This is a genomic window from Moorena bouillonii PNG, assembly GCF_001942495.1.
GTDB classification, from domain to species: Bacteria; Cyanobacteriota; Cyanobacteriia; order Cyanobacteriales; family Coleofasciculaceae; genus Moorena; species Moorena bouillonii.
The window spans coordinates 6,485,815-6,509,082 of sequence record NZ_MKZS01000001.1; the positions used below are offsets into that span (position 1 = coordinate 6,485,815).

Sequence of the window (23,268 nt, forward strand, 5' to 3'; positions counted from 1 at the left end):
AGCTTAATGATTATTCATAAATTGGTAAAGTAATCAGTAATAACGCAACAATAACTTAACAATTTCTGCGTTTTTTTTTTCATAAAACATGCCAAAATTACATGGGCAGTGTCAGTTCTGCTCAGCATAGTTTTAGTAAGGTTAACTCTAAAAGACTTCTTTCGCTTTTTTCATTTCACATTTTAAGGAGGAAATTATGAAGCGAGTTGCGATGTTTTTGATGTCTTTGATGGCGGCACTGGTACTCATTGCTACCCCAGCTCATGCGTCCATCATTCAAGCAGGCATTATTGAGCTGTGTTCACCAGGCCCAGTGGTAACAGCCTCTAAAGACACAAGCACATTTAAAGAAGTGTTCTTCGCACAGCCATTTCCGGAAGGCTCAGATGTGATCGTGATTCCAATGGTTCAAACCTTTAATGGAGCAGATACCCCTGGTGTCAGGATCGCAGATGTAACCACGAAGGGCTTTAAGTTCAAAATGAACGAATTAGTTCGGGGTGGTCCAAGGCAGGCTCTGTCAGATGGAGGACATACAAAAGAAACCATAGGTTGGATGGCTGTCGGTTTCTAATCACTCTTAGGGGTTTTTTCTGACCCCTGTCCCCTGTGCCCCATCCATGGGGCACAGGGGATTTAAGTATTTGGTAATGAAAGTGTGACAAAGGCTGTTGCTTAAGCAATCATTTCATAATTTCATGATTTATCGGAGTTGGTGGAAGTAATTGTTAAGCTAGGCTCATCTGGCAAGGTTATAATCATCACAGTCTATGCACTCTGAAATTGAAGATTTTACTGTTTGCCATGTTTGTGGTTTTCCTGAAGCTAGAACTCGCTACGGATCTCGAGCCTATGGGAAAGGAAAAGATCTACTGGTGATTGAAAATGTACCTATGGTGAGCTGCCCTAGTTGCGGTACGAGTTACTTAACATCATTTACTCTCAAAGAAATTGACCGTATTAAGCGCGATCGCTTGACAGTAGCACTAACAAAATCTGTGAAGGTTGCTAGTTTCTCAGTTTAATATTAACGAGTCCACTACACACAGGGAATTTCAAGATCATGGCAAATGGTAAATCCAAAGTTGCACTTATTACCGGGGCATCATCGGGTATGGGCAAAGAAATGGCCAAATCTCTGCTGAAGGATGGTCTGACCGTGGTAGTGGCGGCACGTAGTGTCGAGAAAATGGCTAACCTTAGAGAGTTGGGTGCTCACCCGCTGCGTATGGACATCACCGATGAGGCAAGTATCCAGGCTGCCGTGAATGAAATTCAAGATACTTATGGCAAGGTCGATGTTCTAGTCAATAATGCTGGTTTTGGCTGCTATGGGACAGTGGAGGAAACCTCTATTGATGATGCCCGCTACCAGTTCGAGGTCAACATCTTCGGCCTTGCCCGACTGACCCAGTTGTTGTTACCAAAGATGCGAGAAGCTCGCTCCGGCAAGATCATTAATATTAGTTCGATGGGTGGCAAGATGTATACACCCCTGGGAGCTTGGTATCATGCGTCTAAGCACGCCCTCGAAGGTTGGTCAGACTGTCTGAGATTAGAACTGGCTGCCTTTAATATTGATGTTGTGATCATTGAACCTGGTATCATCCGAACCGCATTTGGGAATGTACTTATGGGTCCAATGCTGGAGCGGTCGGGAAATGGCCCCTATGCTAAACTGGCCAACAGTGTTGCCAAGGCCACCGAAAAATCCTACAACAGCGGTAGCGGTTCTTCTTCAAAGGTGATTGCCGATATTGTCTCGAAGGCGGTTATTGCACGCAAACCAAAAACTCGCTATGTTGCCGGTCAATTTGCAGCACCAATGATCTTCATCCGAAAGTGGTTTGGCGACCGCATTTTCGATTGGGTGATCATGAGTAGAGTCAAGTAAAGTATGGTTGTTTGCTTCTCTTGCAAACTCCTAATCAGATTCCGATGAACGTTAGACTTTGCTGAGTATCAGTAGATGGTCTTGCAGAAGTGTTAACATTGACTTTGTCTTTGGGATGTGCTTCCATTGTCAAGCACCAAATGCACTACAGTTGCGTGTACCTAAAGGTGAGAGCGATCGCAACATTGGGCTAGACAAATCAATATGGATCAAATCATAGCAAAGGTTTTCTTAGAATGCGTTCGCGCAATCGATGCCAGCGAGTTGATAAGTCGCGTTTCTTCCACGGACAAAGAGTTTAGCTTTCAAAATTGGTTTGCTGTTCGTCTTGAAAGGCTTTCCTTGAACTTCGATGAACCTTCAAGAAATGCTTATCCAGACTTCAGGCTTGTTGATTTCCCCCTTGGCTTCGAGATAAAAGGATTAGGATTTCCAGGCAGGGAAGCAAACTATGACTGCAATAGTCAAGTGCCCTCAGGTCTGCATAATGGGAGGACAATTTACTATGTGTTTGGACGATACCCAGCAAAAACCAAGGAAAAGAACTATCCAGTCTATGATCTTGTCATGTGTCATGGCAATTTCTTAAATGCAGACCATTCTTATATCCATAAAAATAAGAATCTTAAAGGTTTCGGTAGCTATGGAGACATTATGATTCGTGACCGAAAAATGTATGTTGCACCTACACCATTTGCCCTTACGGATGGCACAGAACGCCAAGTTACTCTGATTGCTCCAACTGGCTTTAAATTTGGTATAGATTTAAAACACTCGGGTACTATCACACGTATAGAGACTCCAAGGCTGATCAGGGGTTATTACTTTGATATGATTGAACATACGCTTACACCTTCCTATATAGATAATCCAAACGCAGGAAAGAAACACACATTTGAAGTTTTTCGTGCAGCAAAATCTTTAGGACCAACAGTCACTCTTCGTTGATATGGAACTTTCATTCACAAGTCTTTTTTCTGGTGCAGGTGGCTTAGATATCGGCTTTGAAATGGCTGGTTTTAAACATCTATACTCCACAGATATTGATACATGGAGCGTTAAAACACTCCGTAATAATCGACCTGAGTGGGATGTTGAAGAAGCTGATATTCGAGAACTATCAGAAAGAGATTTACCTGATAGTGATGTAATTTTAGCAGGCGTTCCATGTCAGGGCTTTTCACTGGGCGGGAATCGAAAGGAAAATGACGAGAGGAATTTTCTGTTTCAAGAAGTTGTCCGAATGGCAAAGATCAAGAAGCCTCGCTTTATCGTAATTGAAAATGTTCTCAATCTCAGGACAATGAAAGAACCCAAAAGTGGAAAGCCTTTTGTTGACGTAATTTCAGAGCATTTCAAGAGTCTTGGATACTACATAAAATATAATGTCTTCAGAGTATCTGGTTTTGGAGTGCCTCAAACGAGAAGAAGATTTATTTTTATTGCCAGCTTCGACCGATTTCCCTCAGCTTTTCACTGGCCCACGCCAGAGCCAGATACACCAGCATCAGCATATTTAGCTGATCTGGCTGCCAATCCATTCATTTCCCTTCCTAATCATTGTCCTGAATGGGGGTTCAAAAGCCGTGTTCATGAGGAGACTGGAAAGGCATTTGATCCTACTGAGACCCCTGTACCATGTAGATTCTCTCGAACTGGATCTGACGGACATCCAATAAGATCTTTGGATGCCCCATTTCCTGCTATTGATACTGGAACTATTTGGGGGTGGGCTCAGGGAAATGTGGTGGCAGAAAGAAAGGAAAAAGATCGCGTCAATGGGCAATTTGTAAGGAATCCAAATATTAACTTAAAGCTATGGCGTATCAGTGCAAGCCGTCTTCGACGCTTTACTAATCGTGAATATGCCCGACTTCAAACTTTCCCAGACTCATGGGTATTTCATGGAGGAAATAAACGTCATGTCCACCAGCAGATTGGCAACGCTGTTCCTGTACAATTTGCCTATCGAGTTGCCTGTTTTCTTCAAGCAGTTTACCAAGCACAGTGTTTAGGCCAACCAATGAATTTATTTACTAATAATACGGTATTACAACTGGAATTGAATTTATAACTCAATAATTTGGTATGATCAAGCCGATTCGTAGGTTGGTTTGAAGGACAAAGCCCAACAAGACCCCGGGCAATCCCTAGGGGTGTTAACAGGGTGACAATGAGCAAGTCGAAGCTGGAGATTATTATAGGGATTCCCAGTTAGGCTCCCATTTACCACCTTTTTCCCCCGCTTTACAAATTGGTGACCATTCGCTACTGTAGCGGTAATTCTGTCACCCCAGCACTAGGCTAGAGTAAACTTTACTATCACCGTTATTCAGTTGTCACAAGTCCGAGACCTTGCCGCCCTTCTTTGAGTTTGTTAGCCTAATGGATAACGAAAGATTCCCACACTGTTCACCACAGCGAATAGTGATTGAGCTTTGCTCACGCTACGCGATCGAAGGCAGCAGCAATCGTGGCATATTCCTTGCTATGACCTGTACTTTAGAATTGTGTGATCAGGTTTTAAAGGTTGATTTAAGCGTGAAATTATTAAAAGAAACCATATTAGTTCTTCGTGATATCATTACAGGTGATGGAAATTGTTCACCCTCTCGAAGTGGTCCCCAATTGGTTGAATTTTTTAACCAATTTGGTTCGAACGATGAATACGGTCCAGGTTTTCCTGCACGTAAGAAATACGCTGAGGATAAGTTAGGTGAGTTTAACAATAGGCCAATCATGAAAGATATCCTGCTCGCGGCTATTGATCCTCGTGATTTTTGGGACAAAGGAAGTGAGAATAAAGAGGCAGTAGAACATCTTAATAAATATCTTGAATTTGATAATTATAAACTACAATGTTCAGAAAACAACAAATGGGATGTTTATAAATTGGATAGTTCTCAAATTGAATTATCACATCCTTATGGAAATTCGCAGGAAGTAACACATAAATTTATTGATGAGCAAATCAGTAAATGTGACGATAAGATTGCTAAAAGTGATTTTGATGGTGCAATCACTAACGCACGCTCTCTCGTTGAGGCAGTTTTGTTGGCAATCGAACAAGAGTTTGATCCTAATCCATCGGACTATAAGGTAAACTTACCTGAACGGTATAAGAGAGTTCAAAAACACCTTAATCTTTCTCCAGGACAGGAAAACCTTGCAAAGTGTTTAAAGGAAATTCTCAATGGTCTAACAAAGATAGTTAATGGCTTGGCTACTTTGCGAAATAACATGAGCGATGCTCACGCCAGATCCTATCAACCGTCGGAACATCATGCCAGACTAGCAGTTAATTCGGCTAAAACACTATGCCACTTTCTATTTGCAACAAAGGAGTATCAAATGCAGAAAAACAACAAACCTAACAATTAAAACCCAATGCAATAGCTAATTAAACTCAGTCAGAGAGTCACCCCCGACCCCTGGCTGCAAAAGCAGACATGAGACGATCACCATCACCCGCTCTTCAACATCCTGGTGCCTGACAATCACACCAAACCCCAACCATCCCTAGCCATGTTAAAAGGGTGACAATGGGCAGGTAAAACCTGGAGATTATTAACGAGTTACAACACCTAGAGCCTTGCCATCTCTCCCTGAGTCCAATAGACTCATTTAGAATCAACGAATCGCACCCTAAACTATGCATCGCATCGCCGCAACTCCGGGAGGATGGAACCCTGAAGCTGAAGGGGTTATCTTCATCGAACAAACCCCAGCACCGATTATTTTCCTGACTGCTGCTGACACGGATATCCAAACCCTAGCCGCATCGGTATCCCAACTTCCGCCAGATTTCCCAGCTATTCGAGTTGCTAATCTGTTGCAGTTGCAGCAACAACTAACCATTGATACCTATGCTGAGGATATCTTGGCCAAAGCACGGATTATCATTATCAGATTATTGGGGGGACGCTCCTACTGGTCTTATGGCTTAGAAGTGGTGAAAGAGACAGTAGAACAAACTGGCGCTAGGTTATTGGTTTTACCAGGAGATGACCGACCAGATCCTACCTTAACTAGTCACTCCACAGAAACTATTCCGATAGTGAATCAATTATGGCGCTACTTTACAGAAGGCGGTGTTGAGAATTTCACTAACGCTCTTAAATTTGTGGCAGATGTATGCTTGGAGCAAACTAATAATCCACCACCACCCAAACCTGTGCCTCGGGTTGGGGTTTATCCATGGCAATCGGGGATAACTGAAGAAGCTACTGACAATGTTACAACAAATTTTGCCCCCCTAGCCCCCCAGCGAGCAATCCCTCGCTGGGGGGAAATTGAGGTAAAGTCCCCCAGAATTGGGGGATTTAGGGGGCTTGCAGCTAAAGGTAGTGAGGTCAATTCATCTGAAAACGGCTGTAAAGGCAATCTTAAAGTAGGTATCCTGTTCTACCGTGCCCATTACTTAGCGGGAAATACAGCACCGATTGATGGGTTATGTCAGGCTTTGGTAGAACGGGGCTTGGAACCGGTGCCAGTATTTGTCTCTTCTTTACGGGATCTAGAGGTACAACGGGAATTGTTAGGCTATTTCCAAAATCCCGATAGCTCTAGTAGTGCGATTGAGCTTTGCTCACGCTACGCGATCGCAGTGTTGCTGAATACGACTAGTTTCTCGGTGGCTAAGTTGGATGCTGAGGTACATCAGTTGGAGTTGTGGGAACGGCTGGATGTGCCTGTGTTACAGGTTATTTTAAGTAGTGGCACGGTGGAACAGTGGGAGTCTGGGTTTCAGGGATTGATGCCGAGGGATACTGCTATGAATGTGGCGTTGCCGGAGGTGGATGGGCGAATTATTAGTCGTGCGATTTCCTTTAAGTCGGCGCAACGGTGGAATCCTGCTCTGGAAACGGATGTGGTGGTTTATGAACCGGTATGCGATCGCATTCAGTTTGTAGCAGATTTAGCCATGAATTGGCTACAGTTACGGCAAACCCTACCGAATCAGAGAAAGGTTGCTCTGATTTTAGCTAATTACCCCAATCGAGATGGCAGGCTGGCCAATGGCGTAGGATTAGATACCCCGGCCAGTTGTGTAGAGATTTTAAAAGGGTTACGGGATGCTGGGTATTGGGTTGAGAAGATTCCGGAAAGTGGGGATGAGTTGATTGAGTGGTTGACCGCTGGGGTGACCAATGATCCGGAAGGATGGCAGTTACGTTTGGTACGACAAGAGTTGAGTTGGCAGGACTATTGGGACTATTTTCAAGGGTTACCGATAGGGGTTCAAAAGGGAATCCGTGAGCGTTGGGGAGAGTTTGATGTTACAGCAAGTTTCGCCCCCCTAGCCCCCCAACTTTGGGGGGAAATTGAGTTAAAGTCCCCCAGAATTGGGGGATTTAGGGGGCTTGTCCCTAAAGGTAGTGAGGTCAATTTATCTGAAAACGGCTGTAAATTCTGATTGACAAACCGCTTTACCTGACGGTAGATTCGATTCTTTTTATCCTCTACTTTGCAGATAGAGATATGGTCAACATCCATCGGCACAGGAATAACGTTCTTAATACCAGGGTCAGCACTGGTTTGATTCACCACTAAAATCCCATTGGTAGGTCTGGTTTCGCAGTAAACCAGCATCGGGATTTGGCTAAACTGGTGGTCATTGCGATACAAAAGATTCAGTTCCCGTAAGCGAGAATGGTGCGCCTCCAATTCGTCAACACTGACAGTGGTTTGTAGAATCGTGCCAATGTGCTTAATCCAACTTGCCAAATCAGAACCAGAATGAGGGGTAGACAGGAAAACAATTCCCCTCGTCCCAGATGCGATCGCTTGCCATTTGCCAAAATCCCTAGCACTGCGCAGCATCTGTTTCACCAGCAGTCCCCCCATACTGTGAGTAACGAAAATTATTGGGCGATCGCCTATCTCATAGCTATCCAGTAGATCTAAACTATTAGTCGCCCGGTCTACCAGAGGCATAGAATTACCCTTCCATCTAAACGGTTCTACCTGATAAGCCAGAGACCAAATTCCCAGATCTGATAAATCTTCCCCCAGCCAAGCAGGCCAAAAATTATTATCATCTCGCCGTTCTTGCGGGTGCCAAGTACCCCGGGCATCACCCCCAAGTCCATGGACAAAAATGACATCCCCACGGCGAGAGGGGTTCTCAGTACCAGAAATTTCAATTAAATCGTTACGATCACTCACAGACTAGCTCTCCAGGAATGAAGGTCATTAGACTTCTTGCAGAAGTCGGGAACAGGGAACAGGGAACAGGGAACAGTGGAGAATAATTGAGACAAACAATATAGCACTACCCATTAAAGTTAGGACATTGATACAAGCAGCAAAAGCTGTTTTAGTAAACTTTTGCCTCTTGCCTTTTGCCTCTTGCCTTGGGCGTAGCGCTGTAACCCTGATCCTCAGCTAGGGTGCTGGCATCGGAGGAATTGACACCGATGGGTTTAATCGCCATGCCCTTACCAGATCTTGCTATCCAATAGAATAGCTACCAACTGACTGAGTCCGGAGAAATCCGGAAAGTGCTAATAAATTCTCTGTCTACCCATTATTCCGCCGCTCCCTACTCCCGATTCCCGATTCCCGATTCCCGATTCCCGACTCCCGATTCCTCTATTTTTATCCGGATAAAAAATAACTTATTTTTTTGTTATCAGAGAAAATAAAATTTTTTAAGAAAAGTAAAAACTTTCCGGATAATCAATAATGATGAGTTTTTACTTTAACTCAGTATTATCTCTATTTCTATAACTACATAATAGTTATGTAGTTAATTTTTTTCAGTAGTATTTCTAATTTACAACCATCTTTATAGGCGGTTACTTTAGAACTATGAAACGAGTTAAACACTAACTCAATTCCAGGATAAACTATCAACTCACAAAGCTCGAAAAACAATGAACAACAACTCTCTTTCTCTAAGCAAAACTCTCATCAACACAGGTCTCATTTTTGCGGGCTTAACTGCTGTACTGGCCACATCAGCTAACGCTGAATCAGCGATTCGTGGATCTGCCGTAGAGACACGGGCTTCTGGGAGCTCTATCAGTGTTTCTGGTGAGCTGATTTTACCTGAAGCTCTCCACTTTTCTGGTCCATTGACTGTTACACCAACCTACGCCGATGCTGGAACAAGCACTGCAACTATCGTTAACCTCACCCTAGATGGAACTGGAGTTGCGGCAGTCTCTACTACTACCACTAGTAGCTCAACAAATGCATTCCTTGCCGAAGCTGCAACGGCTCTAGGTGCTGCTACCACCGTTGAGGATCAAGCCGCTTTAATCCGTGCCGGAGCAGGTAATGAAGGCTTGGGTGCTCTAGAGTAAATTAACAGTAAGCAGGACTTACGCCAGGCACCCCGAAATCTCCTAAACGTGGTCAGGGTTGTAACATTGCTCTCGAATAAATTGTCAGGTAAATAGGCGTAAAAGGGAGTTGGGGTGCTGGGGAGAGGGGTTTTTCAGGTTAAACATACCTTTTTATTAGCTTTAATCCCCTCTATCTCCCCACCTCCCCACCAATCACATTTGAGTCCAACTTTGAAACAGCCCTGGGGGGTGAGGGAGGATTCCTGTTCCCTGATCCGAAGCTCACAGCGCTATAACTAGTTACCTAATAACTACAGTTGAATTCTAGTTTTATCCGGATAAAAAATAACTTATTTAGTTTAAAAAAGCAACAACATCCTAGATAAGCTTATCGTAAGCATTCAGCTATCAGCCATCAGCCATCAGCTAATGCGCTAATTGATGTGCTACTTGATGTGCTTATGGGCGATTAGGAAGCTACGGAACTTTTGAATCAAACAAGTAAGCAAAAGTTTAATCTGAGTTATGAAAAGCTGACTGCTGACCGCTGACGGCTGAATGCTTACAGCTTATCTGCCTTTAAATTGTTTATTTCCTATTCTCTGTTCCCTGTTCCCTGTTCCCTTTGATTAACTTATATATCCCAAATTAAATTCTGAACAGATTAGTCAATAAATACTGATCAAGTTTCCACGTAATTCAGTATTATCCCTAGTTTACTGACTACAAACTAGTTATAGATTTCGATAAGTTAAGTGTTCTCTCGGATTTACTATAGTCTTCCCATGAAGTTACTTTATAACTATGAAACGGGTTCAAGGATGACCTAAGTTCAGGATAAACTATCAAGGGACAAAGCTCGAAAAACCATGAATAATAAGCATCTAAATCTAGGAAAAATTCTGATCAACACAGGTCTCGTTTTTGCGGGCTTAACTGGTCTACTAGCTACATCAGCTAATGCTGAATCAGCGATTCGCGGATCTGCCGTGGAGACAAGGGCTTCTGGGAGTTCTATCAGTGTTTCCGGTGAGCTGATTTTACCTGAAGCTCTCCACTTTCCTGGTCCATTAGTTGTTACACCAGCATACACTGGTGCAGGAACAAACACTGCAACTATCGATACCCTCACCCTAGATGGCGGTACAGCTGCGGCAGTGTCGGCTACTACCAGTAGTAGCTCAACAAATGCATTCCTTGAGGCAGCTGCAGACGCTCTCGATGCTGCTGTTACTGCTGCTGTAGTTGAGGATCAAGCCGCTTTAATCCGTGCGGGAGCTGGTACTGAAGGCTTAGGTGCTCTAGATTAAATTAACAGTAAATTCATCCTGTTAAATCAGGGAAAACGCATCTTAATTAAGAAACCCTCTATTAGCCTCAACACTCAGCATTCAGCTATTAGCTATTGAACAGTGCTATAGAGTCATAAGTTTTCCGTAATCCACATCAATGGTTTACTGTCAAGACTAATTTAGATGCGTTTACCCTTTCTCTTCAATTACGTTTTATTGATCATGCCTCCTGGGATTTCTGTGTAGAGAAATGCTAGGAGTATTTTTTATGTTTGTATATAAAAATAGCAAAGGTAACAGGGAGCAGGGAGCAGGGAGCAGGGAACAGGAAACAGGTGATATGGGAGTAGTAAAAAAAAATTGCATTAATTTAAAAATTTATATATCCATAATTTAGGTAATTCTAGGAATTTACGAGAGCATCAATACCATTAAAAAGCGACGATATTGAGTTTTATTAAACTATTAATAAAAAAATATTTTTATGAAACAACTGTATACAATTAGGGGACAACAATGGATGCACTAGCTTTATTTTTTATAGCATTTTTTTCTGATAAAACACCAACGTTTCCTACAAATTTTAATCATTACAAAATTTCTGAAAGCGTACAATTTGAAATCAAAGAGGCGGATTTTTTTAGGTCTAATCCTGATCAGGTTAAAGACTTTATCATTTCTAAGCAGCCAGAGGCTCAGCCAGAAAATCATCTAAATGTATTGGAAACAGAGGTTGCTGAATCTAGGTCACCTGAAGCAGAGTCAAGCACCTTAGCAGCACAAACCCAAAATCAAGAAAATTCAAAAAAAACTCCCATCAGTGATGTTATAACTCAAAGTGCCACCAAGTATCCTTGGATTATTAATCCCACCGATAAGTTAACCTTTGAGCCCACATCATTTAGACCAAATAAAAACGAAAATTATCTAGAGACAGAGTTAAGATTCGCTGACGACAATCCCATTCTGGATAGATTTACCTTTGCTAATTTTCCTAAAGATCATCAATTCTACTGGGTTCTTGATGGCAATACTGTTGTTATAGAGACTCAAGGATTTCAAGGTGGTCTTCTCTACCAAGGAAAGTCAAGGGATACTCAACTCACCCAAACAGCGACTGTAGAGCAATCCTTGTGGGGGCTACAATTTATCTCAGCTTTGCCCACTAATTTTGAAGAGTTAGTTGGAGACGTTGAGGTTAATGACTTGACAGTAAGGGTAATCTCTGGAGAATTGAGAACTCCACAAGGAATACGGGCTGGTGAAGTAATCATTAATAGTGGAATTGATCCTGATGATCCTAATGTCACTGTTTTGGAAAATAGGGTAATTAATCTTGGCAGTGGCTCAACTTTGAATAGTAGCGGTGGAGGCTCTTTATTCCAATTTTTAGATGCAGATAATGCTCCCCAGATTTTGCAAGGTTATCCAACCACAAATCTACAACCTTTGTTAGATAATGGTAATGTCAAATTGGAAGAAGGGGAAATAATTCCTCAAGAGGCTCTACAAGCAGCGGGAATTACCTGGGGAGACCCTTTGACAGGAGAAGGTCTTAATTTCACGGCTCCTTCCACATCTATCCCTGGGGTTAAGATTGCCCAACCAGGGGGAGGGATGACCAATGATTTATTGAATTTATCTGTCAATCCTTTCCTAACTGAAGAGGAAAGAGATTTTCATTATCTAAATTCTTTACATTGGATTCCCCTTGGTCAAAGAGCTACTGAAGTTGACTTGAATCTTGATAGTCAAGACAGTAAGCATTGGTACAGATTTTATATCAGTAAATCTCACAACCGAAGCCTGATTCAGTATGACCCAGTAGATATCAGTGCCAGTTACTCAAGTATTTTTTCCAACCCAGGTATTTCCCTAACCCTATCCTTTGATGGCGACCTGGATTCGAACCAAATTGCCAATGCGACTCTGGGAATGGTACTGGGGATAGTTTTTGAATTTATTGATTTTAATAATATAGACAACAGTATTAAAGACGCTCGACAAAAATTTGACAATAATGAAGGATTTGCTCGGTTACAGACTAAAGCTACTCCCCAACAGCGACGTCAAATCAATCAAAGACTTAATCAAACCTTAGCTAATACTAATCGCTCTAGTCGCCTCAATCAGGTATCGGGTAGGGTGACGTTTCCTAGTAAAATTAGCCCTAACCACTCTAGGATAGTCCAACTGAGAACAGGGAATCATCAGCGAGCTATTGATTTTATTCAAAGAGATATAAGTGATTGGGATCAAGGAGAGACGTCTTTTTCTGAACTAAGACTATCTAACCAAGATTTTGGTCCATTGGGTTTTATTGCTGGAGTAGTTCCTTTGAATAATACTGCGATTACTCCTAGTAACCAATCATCAGCGGTAGACGTTATTTTGACTAGTCCTGATGGCAGACAATTTGTGCAACAATTTAGGTCTTTTGATAATACTGTTGTACCAATCAACAGTGGCCGAGCATTTGATATTGCATTTGATCGGATTACACTCACCCAGACTTCTCAACGAAGTATTCGAGACAAAACCTTTGCTGGTTATGTATCTCTACCGACTATAGAAGTATTAGTAGCTGGTACATCGGAAAATTTTAACTATGGTGTCAGCTTAGGAGGTTGGTTTAATCTGGCTCCTAATTCAGCACCAGGGGTTGGAGAAAACAATCCTTCAGATGTTTCCGACGATAATGGATTTACCAAAGAACCGACTGTGGGAGTCTATAGCCACGCTCAGGTAAATTGGATTAATCGACATGTAGCGGTTGACTCAAGCAATAAACCAATCGCCATCATCACTCACGTGCCATTTTTTAGTATTAATTGGAATAGTTCTGCGAATCGATTGAATCCTTTCCAAATCACAGCCGCTTATTCCTTTTCACGTCAGGGAAAAAGCGTAGGGTATTCAGTTACTCCTGCTATTCTCTATACTCCAGAAGGTCTGAATGCTTTTATGCCAGAAAATAGTCAAGGGGAAGTTGTCGGATATGTTACTGGAGACTTAGGAACTGTCGGCGGTTTAAAATCCAACCTTAATCTAGAGATAGGTAGAAAGGTGTTTTATGATGTAGAGCTTTCACAACGAGTGATCGAGAATTTTTCTCTAGGCGCTTTTGTCAGAAATTTCACCACTACCAATGTGGGGCTTGACAGTCGAGTGTCAGGCTTTAACTATGGCGCTATCTTGAAGTACCATTCAGATAATGGTTTATTTATAGACGCTAAACTAGGTACAGGTGACGAGGGATTTGATGCTAGAGTCGAAGCAGGTGCTCAGTTCAAATTTTAATAGTTAGGCATTGAAGATTAGTTAATTGCAACATATTAAGTTTAAGGTTGTTGAAAGTTAAAGGTTAGTTGTTTGAACGTTGAAAGTTGAATCTTGGGTTTTGAATTTTTAATTTTGAATTTTGAATTCCTAATAATGAGTGATACTTTTTAATAAAGCTTATTCAACACTTGGTAGAGTAGAGTTAACTCGCAAGAAATTATCTAATTTTTCATAGGTTCCAGCGTAGGTAATAGTGGAAGTATCATAACCTTTGAGATTGACAGTGTGTTGCTTGAACTTAAGCTCAGACTTTCGGATTTTGGAAAGGTAGCGGTATGTATCCTCCCCTAGGGCAATATCTAAACCAAGTTCCTTGGTGGCAGATTCGAGGCGAAAAGCGGCAATTACAGTATCCCCAACCGCAGTGTATTCTGGGCGATCGCCACTACCAGTAGTGTTACCAACAATAGCATAACCGGTGTTGATTCCAGTACCAATTCGGAGTGGGAAGGGCAGAGGATACTCCTTAGACAGATTGTTAGTCATTTTGTTCAGGTCATTGACCGCTTGCAAAATACTCATGGCTTCTTCATCACTGACCCCTTTAGAGCCATGAAACCAAATCGCCATAATTGCGTCACCGATATATTTATCTACCCAACTGCCACACCTTTTCAGAATTTCTCCAGACTCCCGGAACCAGCTGCCAATTGCCACTGAGAGGGTGGTTTCATCTAACTGGTGGGTGAGTACGGTGAAGTTCCGGATGTCCACCACCATCACAGAAATCAGGCGGCGCACGTGCAATATTGAGGTTTGGGTATCTTTATGTATAGGTTCGGATGGTTCAGTTTTATGAGCCTTGGGTGGGCAATAAAACTCCAATTCTGTCTGACCAAAGGTAAGATGATCGCCATTGCGCAAGGTCACCGGAATACTGACTCTGCGTCCATTGACAAATGTACCGTTACGGCTGCCTAAATCAATAAGATAGAAATCACCGTTTTCGGTACACTGCAACATCGCATGGTTTCTGGAAATCCAGCGATCTGAAAGTACAAAATTGTTATCATAACTACGACCGACGGTCCAGCAATTACTACCAACTAATGGCATATACTGATCGTCAGAGCCGGTAGGCATAAGTAGGTAAGGGGTGGATCGCAAAGTCACCACAGATATAGGAGCAACAACAGGGTTAATTGAGACGTTGATCATTGCATCAATTTTCCAAGATTTCCCCTGATCAGGGAAGGATAGCGCAGAAGTTGGAGAAACAATAGCAGCCATAAGTTACTAACCAATTACTGCTAATCGAGCTTGAGTTTGCTGCTGTCAAAGACCCAGCAAGACTCAGAAGCTGACCCTAGTAGATGGATTCAAAGGATGATCAAGTCATTTCGGAATGACAACGCTCAAAACTAACCTAACCTAATATAAATATATAAATCACTAAATATAAATAAATAAATGACGAAGGCTTCCGAAGAAGCCCACACTGTACCCTTTAGGGTCAGTGTCTGGAGTCATCATGCTAGGTTAGCTGCCAACCAAAAAAGACTATCTACCACGATTGTACTCAACACCGCTCCACTAAACGTCCACCAATGAGGCTGTTCTTTTGTCAATGACCAAAGACCAACTATTCCTAGCGTAGCAACCAAAACCACTGCCCAGCTAATTCCCCAAGGGGTTTGGACTTGTGCGATCGCATTTTGAAAGATTGGTTTTGCCAGTACTGGCTCTACTACCATCACCTGACGCCAGTAGGGAATTAGATGGGTCAAGTAGAAATAGATGTCGGTCATGGCTGTACCGAATAACGAACCCAAGTAAAACAGATTTCCTACCTTTCCCCAACCCCGCCACAATCCCCACAGAGCAAATGGTAGACCAATCGCCTCTACCGGTAAATGCCATAGAGGTTCAGTGCGCAACCAACCCCAATATAATGAACCAGCCAGCCAACTCCAGCTAAATCCCAACAGCAAGTCACCCCAGACTTGGGTTGATGGACGTTGGAGCAGTTTTACACCCAGCCACACCCAAGCTAGGGTGATGGCTAAACTCAACAGTGGCAAAAGCCGCACTAGGGGAGCTTGGAAGAACACTGGCACAGAAACCAGGAAGGAGGCGGCAGCAAATAATAGCCATCCTTGAGGATTACTAACTCCCCTAGGGGGGATAGATAGAAGTAGTTGCCCTGACTGATGGGAATTCCTTAGGCCTAGATGAGAAAACCAAGTATTTTTAAACAAAATTTTGTTATTTATCGTTAATTATCTTTATTGAACTTAATATATCATTACCAATATCCCCCCTGGGGGCATATTGGTAAGAGTAGTTGAATGTAGTGGTGTATGGCAAGGGTAGAAATATCTAATCTCAAGTCTGAACTCAAAAACTCATGAAAAATTAAGATTTGCCAAGCCATTGGTGGTGGGCTACGGGTAGGGCCATGGCTATAGCGCTACGCTTAGCGTCAGAAGTCAGAAGTCAGAAGTCAGAAGTAAGCTATGAATAAGTTTCGGAGTTTAGGAGCGATGCAGCAAGGGAACAGGGGGTTTCCCCCACTCGCTATTGCATCAAGACAATGTCCTGACCTTCATGGGTAGTGCTATATTGCTAGACTTTTTCCCGATTCCCGATTCCCGATTCCCGATTCCCGATTCCCGACTCCCGATTCCCGATTCCCGACTCCCGATTCTTGATTCCCTAAAACCCAATCGACAACTGGGCTAATTGTGAAATAAATCCTATAATTCCCCCGATTAACACTAACCATAGGGAATTTACCTTAAATCGAAATACCAGCACCGCGCTAGTTATTGCCACTATAACGGTTAACCAATCTACTAAAGCAGTACGTGCTAAAATATATGTTACTCCTGTCATCAGTCCTAAGGAAGCCGCATTAACACCGTCGAGGAATCCACTTGCCCAAGGGGATTGCCGTAGCTTGGGCACCCAAGGATTGATGATTCCCACTAACATAAAGGCAGGCAAGAAGATTCCAACGGTGGCAGCGATTGCGCCAACATTTCCATTCAGGAGATAGCCAATGAAGGTAGCAGTGGTAAACACAGGACCGGGAGTGACTTGACCGATTGCGATCGCATCAAGCAGTTGTTGGGAAGTAAGCCATTGGTGACGCTCTACTAAATCTTGCTGTAGAAACGCCAGCAGCACATAACCACTACCATATAGAACGGAGCCAATTTTTAGGAAGAATAGGAAGACACTAGCAGAAGATATAGAAGCGGCGGATGGTACACCGGTCTGGGCTAAAAGACTAGAGAAAGGCACAAGTAAAGCACCTGTGATGTTATTTCCTCTACGCCACAGGGTTTTGACTAGCATTACCGCAGCTCCGACCAACAGCAGTAACAGAATTTCATGGGTGCCTAAGAAGAAAGCGATAGTAGCTGCAATTCCTGCTACTGTAGTGGGAATATCTTTTGCTGCTTTTTTCCCCAACTTCCATAACGCTTGTAAAACAATGGCGATGATAACTGGTTTGATACCATAAAGGAGCCACTCTACCTGGGGCACACTCTGGTAACGGGCATAAATTGCTGCCATTATCCAGACAATCACCATTGCTGGCAAGATAAAACAAGAACCAGCAACAAACAGCCCTCGCCATCCTGCTCGCTCATAACCGATGTGAATCGCTAATTCTGTAGAGTTAGGGCCTGGAAGAAGATTGGTAACGCCCAGTAGATCCAGTAGCTTCTCATGACTCATCCACTGTCGTCGCTTTACTACTTCATCATCCATCATGGCAATGTGAGCAGCTGGGCCACCAAAGGCAATTGTCCCCAATTTAAAAAAGACTAGTGCTAATTCTTTTAGTCGTTGCCCCTCTTGTTGTGGGGACAGTTGAGCGTCAGAACTGTTGTGTTGCTCAGGCTGAATATCGTCTATTTCGTTAGACACTGGCTTGACTCGAAAGGTGTCAAGGTTAATATACCAAAGGGAAGAGGGAACAGGGAATAGGGAATAGGGAGTCGGGAATCGGGAATCGGGAATCGGGAGTCGGTAGTCGGGAGTCGGGAGTCGGGAATCGGGGTAATAAAATTTAATTTATAGTTATTTGCAGATAACTTATTATAGATAGTTCAGCAGTTATCTTACAGCTATCAGCTATCAGATAACTGCGATGCTCTTTCAGAGCCGCTACGCGATTGGCCGTAGGCCACGCTACGCGAACGTGTTTTTTGAGGTTATTGTATTGGTTATTGAGCAATTCGTGTAGGAATTTTAATAATTTTTGATGCCCTATTCCCTACTCCCTACTCCCTACTCCCTACTCCCTACTCCCTACTCCCTACTTCCTTTGCTATTATTTTGGTTATTTTTATGGTACAATAGTCCTAGAGTAATCTGGTGTAATCTATGGCTAAGTTTTACTCAGAAATCAATCAAGATTTAAGAGAGTTTATTGAGGAGCAAAAGATATTTTTTACAGCCACAGCTCCCCATCAAGGTCGTATTAACCTATCCCCCAAAGGTATTAATACCTTTCGGTGTATTGATAGTAAAACAGTGGCTTATCTAGATTTAACCGGTAGCGGTAACGAGACATCGGCTCATTTGCTGGAAAATGGCAGAATGACAATCATGTTTTGTAGCTTCACTGAAAAGCCATTAATTCTCCGCCTTTATGGTCACGGTCAGGTAATTCGACCTAGGGATAATGAATGGGGAAAATTTTACTCCCTATTCAATAGCCTACCAGGAGAAAGGCAGATTATTGTATTAAATGTAGAATCTGCCCAAACCTCCTGTGGTTATGGTGTACCTTTGTATGACTTAAAAGCAGAGAGGGAAACTCTGCTCAAGTGGGCCAATAACAAGGGAGAAAAGGGAATTCACGAGTATTGGCAAGCCAAAAATATTGAGAGTATAGATGGGTTGCCGACTAAGATTTTAGAAGATTAACCAGAATTAATAATTAAGAATTAAGAATGTAGAATTAAGAATGTAGAATTAAGAATTAAGAATTAAGAATTAAGAATTAAGAATTAAGAATTAAGAATTCTACATTCTGACAAAGAACCAAACTAACTTATTTTTTAGTTTGGTCTAGATTAGCAACAGTGCTATTCAACCCTATGGGATTTTCCTGGGCTAAAGCACTATTGATATGTGATTGCTCTCCCGTAATCAAGGCAGTTGCTTGCTCTAATGCCTCGATGCGATCGCTAACTCGGTTTCTTTCTGGTAATAGTTGCAGGATTTTCAACTTTTCCAGCCTTTGATTAACCCTACCAGTCGCACCTACGATAAACACATCACGACGTTTGTCACGAGCCTCCTTAACCATAGTCTCTATCGCTAAAGAAGCGGTCACTCCCAACAAGGGAACATCGCTGAGATCTAAAATCAGGACATCATACTTTTCTACCATCCCCATCCGCTGAGAGATACCCTTGGCTGCACCAAAGCTCATTGGTCCGCCGAGACGGAATAGGAAAATTCGACCACGAGCTTGTTTCAGAAGTTGTTTTTCTTCATAGCTCAAACTATTTTCACCATCATCAGGAGCAGTAATTTCCTTGATTTGATTAATTTGTAGCTCACTGAGGTTTTTGACAGTCAACAGGTTGGCAATGAACACCCCAACGGCAACGGCTGTAATTAGGTCAACAAATACAGTCATGAATAACACTAAATACATTAATGCTGCTGCCTTGAGGGAGACTTGATGGGCTCGTTTTAGGAAGCTCCAGTCAATAATATCGATTCCTACTTTAATCAAGATGCCCGCCAGGACAGCATGGGGAATACTTTCAGTGAGGCTTCCCGCCCCCACAACAATCACCAGCAGCACTAGGGCATGAATCATGCCTGAAAGGGGGGTTTGACCACCAGCCTTAACATTGATTACCGTCCGCATGGTAGCACCAGCACCAGGGAGCCCACCAAACAAGCCAGCAATCGTATTACCGATACCCTGACCAATTAATTCCCGGTCAGAGTCGTGCTGGGTACGGGTAATATTATCAGCAACCATGGACGTTAACAGAGAGTCGATAGCTCCCAAGGTGGCTAACATTAGACCATAGCCAAGCATGTCTTTGATTTGACTGAACTTAAAGACTGGCAAATATAGCTTGGGTAAGCCTGTGGGGATGTCTCCAATCCGTCTGAGCTCGCTGTCTGGCAGGTCTGGGAAAAAGACAACCGATATCAACGTACAGACTATCAGTGCTAGCAAGGGGGATGGAATTAATCGACTCAGCTTCCTAGGTGATCCAAACATAATCACCAGAGTCAGGATTGCTAGACCGGTAGCGGCAAAATGGGGATTAGCCACAAAGGTAGGAAAATTGCTGACAGATTCCACCACATTCCCAGAACTAGGATGCCCGAAAAATGGACCAATCTGTAACAACAGAATGATCACACCAATCCCTGACATAAAGCCAGATATAACTGTGTAGGGCATCAGGGTAATATATTTACCCAGCCGCAACACCCCAAATAAGATTTGAAATATCCCCCCTAGCATGACAACAGTAAATGCCATGGCTAGACCATTCTCTGGGTTTTTAGCAACTAGCGCCGTAAACACCGTTGTCATCACTACGGTCATCGGGCCAGTGGGACCAGAAATCTGAGAGGGAGTACCGCCAAACAGAGCGGCAAACAGACCAACAAAAATAGCGCCGTAAAGACCATGAATTGCCCCAGCACCGGAGGATACTCCAAAGGCTAGGGCTAATGGTAGTGCAACAATGGCAGCAGTCAGGCCGCCAAAGACATCACCGCGCAAATTACGGAAATGTAAACCATTAACAAATTGCATGAGTGGGTAATTTAGTGAAAGAATAATACTTGCAAAGTGGCCCACATCTAATTGATTCTTTCCATATCACTTGGAATTCCTACCATGATGGTATAGGAAAATCTAAGGGGTAGAGCCATCCAAATATAGAAACCGAGATTTACCTGGGCAACACTAAAGTATATGGAAGCTAGAGTTGCTTATAGCAATAATTGCTATATAAGATGCCATAGAATTTTACACTAGAATTTTACACTGCCAGAGGTGAAACTGTTTAGAGTTTTGGTTAATCGATAGAGTTTTAGCATTAAATCAATGGATGACTAGCACCAGAGACTCTAATCCCCCCAGGGCAAACGGAGCTAAATTATAGAAACCTTACTCAGAAGCGATGCAGAGGTGCGAACCGTGGCGAATTTAATAATTAGATGCGGAAAGCGCACCTAAGAAAGATTTAACACCTAACAAAGATTTAACAATTAATAAGCAAAAATACTTATATTATCAATCTTATATCCAGAGGTGCGACCCGTGGCGAATTTAATAATTAGATGCGGAAAGCGCACCTATAGGCACTTCAAAATAACATAGGTTTACCCTAGTCATCTCCCCAAAGAATAATTGAGCAAGGTTAGTGGGAGTATAAAGAAGAATTGGTGGATTATTTCGCAAATTCTGGTTAAAAATTCCTGGAAAATCAATTACTCTCACTAGAGATTAGACAGTCTCTGACCAGACACGACTCAATGGGACAATAGTTGCTGATATCGAGCTCAGGTTAAATCAGATTGGGATAGTCCTGGTAAGATTGGGCTAATTACTGGTAACCTATCCTGCTGTTGACGAGAAAGCATGCAAAAAATCCTGAGTTGGGCAATACTAGCTTCTGTGATTACATTACCTGTTTTACCTGTTTCGGCTGAGCAACCCCTTTTCCTGGCCTATCCCCCCCGTGAGCATAAAACTACTGCAGAGAAAATTTTCTTGATTGGTACTGCAGCCCCTACTTCAGAGGTATTGGTCAATGGTAGACCTATCCCCCGTAGCCAAAGTGGGAATTTTGCTCCTAGTTTCCCTTTGCAGCTGGGAGAAAATCGGTTTACCTTGCGCTATCTAAACCAGAAAATTCAAGTTAACGTAACCAGGCTGTCTACTGAACCACAGTTACCACAAGGTTTGGGATTTTCCAAAGATTCCCTGACCCCAGCAGCAGATATTGCTAGATTACCTGGAGAACAGATTTGTTTTGGTGCGATCGCATCCCCTCGTGCTAGGGTTTCTGTGACCCTGGGCAATCAACGGATTTCCTTACTCCCTCAATCCCAAGATGTCCAACTTCCGTCTAATTTTGCCGTATTGACTGGTCAAAACCAACCTACACCTCGTGCAGCTATTAATAACTACCAGGGATGTGCCGAAATTTCACAAGCTGGTAATTTTGGCAACCCTGTGTTTCAACTAAATCTCAATGGCGAGAGAGTCAGTCAGCGGGGTACAGGTACAGTGGAAATTTTATCTCCTAACCGCTTAGAGGTAATAGAGGTAATAGAAGAGGCTGGGGTTGCCCGCACTGGACCGAGTACTAACTATTCTCGCTTAACGCCTTTACCAAAGGGAACTAGAGCAGCAGTTACTGGTAAACAAGGAGACTGGTTACGTCTTGATTATGGTGCTTGGATTCGCCAGAAGGAAACCAAGGTAATTTCTGGTGCAACTCCGCCGAAGTCTATTATTCGCAGTATCACCTCCCGACAGGTACCTGGAGCAACAGAAATTCTCTTTCCCCTAGAGATACCAGTACCAGTGAGTGTGCAGCAGTCCGATAAAACCTTTACTTTAACGCTACATAATCTAACGGCTCAAACGGATACGATTTTCTTGAATGATGACCCAGTGATTAAGCGCCTAGACTGGTACCAAGTTACTCCAGACCGGGTGCAGTATAATTTTAGACTCAAATCTGAGCAGCAGTGGGGGTATGACTTAAGGTATGAAGGCACTACTCTAATTCTGTCTCTAAGACATCCACCAAACTTGAGCAGTAGAAGCAGACTGGGTGTATCGACTCAGCAGTTAGCAGGAATTAAGATACTGCTCGATCCCGGACATGGGGGAGCCGAAACAGGAGCGAGCGGACCGAATGGGTATCCAGAAAAGGATGTTAATTTAGTAGTCTCGAAACTGTTGCAAAAGGAATTGGTACAACGGGGAGCAACGGTATATATGACACGGGAAACTGATAAGGATGTGTCATTACGAGACCGCATGGATATGATTCACGAACTAGAACCAACGATTGCCCTTTCTATCCATTACAATGCGCTACCAGATTATGGTGATGCTATTAATACTGCTGGGATCGGAATGTTTTGGTATCATACCCAAGCCCACGATTTATCAGTGTTTTTGCATAATTATTTAGTCCAAAAACTCCGACGTCCATCCTACGGAGTATTTTGGAATAATCTCGCCCTAACCCGTCCTCACAAAGCTCCTTCGGTGCTATTGGAATTGGGATTTATGATTAATCCGGTGGAATTTGAATGGATTAGCAATCCCCAAGAACAAAGGCAATTGGCTAATGCGATCGCAGATGGGATTACTGAATGGTTGGCTACTGTGGAGTAATGCACGCTTTGTGGAATAGGGAACAGGGAACAGGGAACAGGGAACAGGGAACAGTGGACAATAATTGACGCAAAGCGATGCAGAGGT

19 protein-coding genes and 1 pseudogene are annotated in these 23,268 nt (G+C 43.0%); 15 read left to right on the forward strand and 5 right to left on the reverse strand.

Annotated elements, in window-relative coordinates; genetic code table 11:
• Positions 1-196: 196 nt before the first annotated feature.
• The 7 genes and pseudogenes from BJP37_RS26390 to BJP37_RS26420 all read left to right on the forward strand — a co-directional run.
• Complete coding sequence (locus BJP37_RS26390) at positions 197-574, forward strand: hypothetical protein (RefSeq protein ID WP_143727808.1); 378 nt, start codon at positions 197-199, stop codon at positions 572-574.
• Positions 575-770: 196 nt separating this feature from the next.
• On the forward strand, positions 771-1,025 hold the full coding sequence (locus BJP37_RS26395) for a YgiT-type zinc finger protein (RefSeq protein ID WP_075903302.1): 255 nt from the start codon (positions 771-773) through the stop codon (positions 1,023-1,025).
• Between the two features lie 38 nt (positions 1,026-1,063).
• Complete coding sequence (locus BJP37_RS26400; RefSeq protein ID WP_075903304.1) at positions 1,064-1,894, forward strand: oxidoreductase; 831 nt, start codon at positions 1,064-1,066, stop codon at positions 1,892-1,894.
• Positions 1,895-2,098: 204 nt separating this feature from the next.
• Positions 2,099-2,842 (forward strand): hypothetical protein, encoded by a 744-nt coding sequence (locus BJP37_RS26405; RefSeq protein WP_075903306.1) that lies wholly within the window; start codon positions 2,099-2,101, stop codon positions 2,840-2,842.
• A gap of 1 nt (position 2,843) precedes the next feature.
• The gene (locus tag BJP37_RS26410) at positions 2,844-3,968 is read left to right on the forward strand and encodes a DNA cytosine methyltransferase (protein ID WP_075903308.1); all 1,125 of its coding nucleotides are present in this window, start codon (positions 2,844-2,846) and stop codon (positions 3,966-3,968) included.
• A 311-nt stretch (positions 3,969-4,279) separates the two neighbouring features.
• Complete coding sequence (locus tag BJP37_RS26415) at positions 4,280-5,275, forward strand: abortive infection family protein (RefSeq protein ID WP_229415453.1); 996 nt, start codon at positions 4,280-4,282, stop codon at positions 5,273-5,275.
• A gap of 271 nt (positions 5,276-5,546) precedes the next feature.
• A pseudogene (locus BJP37_RS26420) lies at positions 5,547-7,166 on the forward strand (cobaltochelatase subunit CobN); the annotation flags it as partial.
• On the opposite strand, the gene BJP37_RS42875 reads toward BJP37_RS26420, so the two are convergent.
• The gene (locus BJP37_RS42875; RefSeq protein ID WP_229415454.1) at positions 7,136-8,062 is read right to left on the reverse strand and encodes an esterase/lipase family protein; all 927 of its coding nucleotides are present in this window, start codon (positions 8,060-8,062) and stop codon (positions 7,136-7,138) included. The pseudogene BJP37_RS26420 and the gene BJP37_RS42875 sit on opposite strands and share 31 nt — an antisense overlap.
• Positions 8,063-8,397: 335 nt before the next feature.
• Here BJP37_RS42875 and BJP37_RS40125 point away from each other — a divergent pair, with 335 nt between their 5' ends.
• The 4 genes from BJP37_RS40125 (at position 8,398) to BJP37_RS26440 (ending at position 13,778) form a co-directional block, all read left to right on the forward strand.
• Positions 8,398-8,541: a hypothetical protein gene (locus BJP37_RS40125; protein WP_158069792.1), complete on the forward strand. Its 144-nt coding sequence runs from the start codon at positions 8,398-8,400 to the stop codon at positions 8,539-8,541.
• A 231-nt stretch (positions 8,542-8,772) separates the two neighbouring features.
• Positions 8,773-9,204, forward strand: a complete 432-nt coding sequence (locus tag BJP37_RS26430; protein WP_075903310.1) for a hypothetical protein — start codon at positions 8,773-8,775, stop codon at positions 9,202-9,204.
• 851 nt (positions 9,205-10,055) lie between these two features.
• The gene (locus BJP37_RS26435; RefSeq protein WP_075903312.1) at positions 10,056-10,496 is read left to right on the forward strand and encodes a hypothetical protein; all 441 of its coding nucleotides are present in this window, start codon (positions 10,056-10,058) and stop codon (positions 10,494-10,496) included.
• A gap of 498 nt (positions 10,497-10,994) precedes the next feature.
• Positions 10,995-13,778: a hypothetical protein gene (locus tag BJP37_RS26440; protein WP_075903314.1), complete on the forward strand. Its 2,784-nt coding sequence runs from the start codon at positions 10,995-10,997 to the stop codon at positions 13,776-13,778.
• Positions 13,779-13,937: 159 nt separating this feature from the next.
• Here the strand turns inward: BJP37_RS26440 and BJP37_RS26445 are convergent, their stop codons facing one another.
• A complete protein-coding gene (locus BJP37_RS26445; RefSeq protein WP_438941544.1) occupies positions 13,938-14,903 on the reverse strand; it encodes an adenylate/guanylate cyclase domain-containing protein in 966 nt (321 codons plus the stop codon).
• Between the two features lie 386 nt (positions 14,904-15,289).
• The gene (locus BJP37_RS26450) at positions 15,290-15,946 is read right to left on the reverse strand and encodes a DUF3120 domain-containing protein (RefSeq protein WP_075906491.1); all 657 of its coding nucleotides are present in this window, start codon (positions 15,944-15,946) and stop codon (positions 15,290-15,292) included.
• Between the two features lie 421 nt (positions 15,947-16,367).
• On the opposite strand from BJP37_RS26450, the gene BJP37_RS43970 reads away from it, so the two are divergent.
• On the forward strand, positions 16,368-16,502 hold the full coding sequence (locus BJP37_RS43970) for a hypothetical protein (protein WP_269087073.1): 135 nt from the start codon (positions 16,368-16,370) through the stop codon (positions 16,500-16,502).
• Here the strand turns inward: BJP37_RS43970 and BJP37_RS26455 are convergent.
• Positions 16,476-17,699, reverse strand: a complete 1,224-nt coding sequence (locus BJP37_RS26455) for a chromate transporter (protein ID WP_198954189.1) — start codon at positions 17,697-17,699, stop codon at positions 16,476-16,478. The genes BJP37_RS43970 and BJP37_RS26455 overlap by 27 nt on opposite strands.
• 337 nt (positions 17,700-18,036) lie before the next feature.
• On the opposite strand from BJP37_RS26455, the gene BJP37_RS40130 reads away from it, so the two are divergent.
• Positions 18,037-18,195: a hypothetical protein gene (locus tag BJP37_RS40130; RefSeq protein ID WP_158069793.1), complete on the forward strand. Its 159-nt coding sequence runs from the start codon at positions 18,037-18,039 to the stop codon at positions 18,193-18,195.
• Complete coding sequence (locus tag BJP37_RS26460) at positions 18,159-18,704, forward strand: pyridoxamine 5'-phosphate oxidase family protein (protein ID WP_075903316.1); 546 nt, start codon at positions 18,159-18,161, stop codon at positions 18,702-18,704. The genes BJP37_RS40130 and BJP37_RS26460 overlap by 37 nt, the downstream gene beginning before the upstream one ends.
• A 127-nt stretch (positions 18,705-18,831) precedes the next feature.
• Here the strand turns inward: BJP37_RS26460 and BJP37_RS26465 are convergent, their stop codons facing one another.
• The gene (locus BJP37_RS26465) at positions 18,832-20,574 is read right to left on the reverse strand and encodes a SulP family inorganic anion transporter (protein ID WP_075903318.1); all 1,743 of its coding nucleotides are present in this window, start codon (positions 20,572-20,574) and stop codon (positions 18,832-18,834) included.
• An 831-nt stretch (positions 20,575-21,405) separates the two neighbouring features.
• On the opposite strand from BJP37_RS26465, the gene BJP37_RS26470 reads away from it, so the two are divergent.
• Complete coding sequence (locus tag BJP37_RS26470; RefSeq protein WP_075903320.1) at positions 21,406-23,181, forward strand: N-acetylmuramoyl-L-alanine amidase; 1,776 nt, start codon at positions 21,406-21,408, stop codon at positions 23,179-23,181.
• Positions 23,182-23,268: the final 87 nt, after the last annotated feature.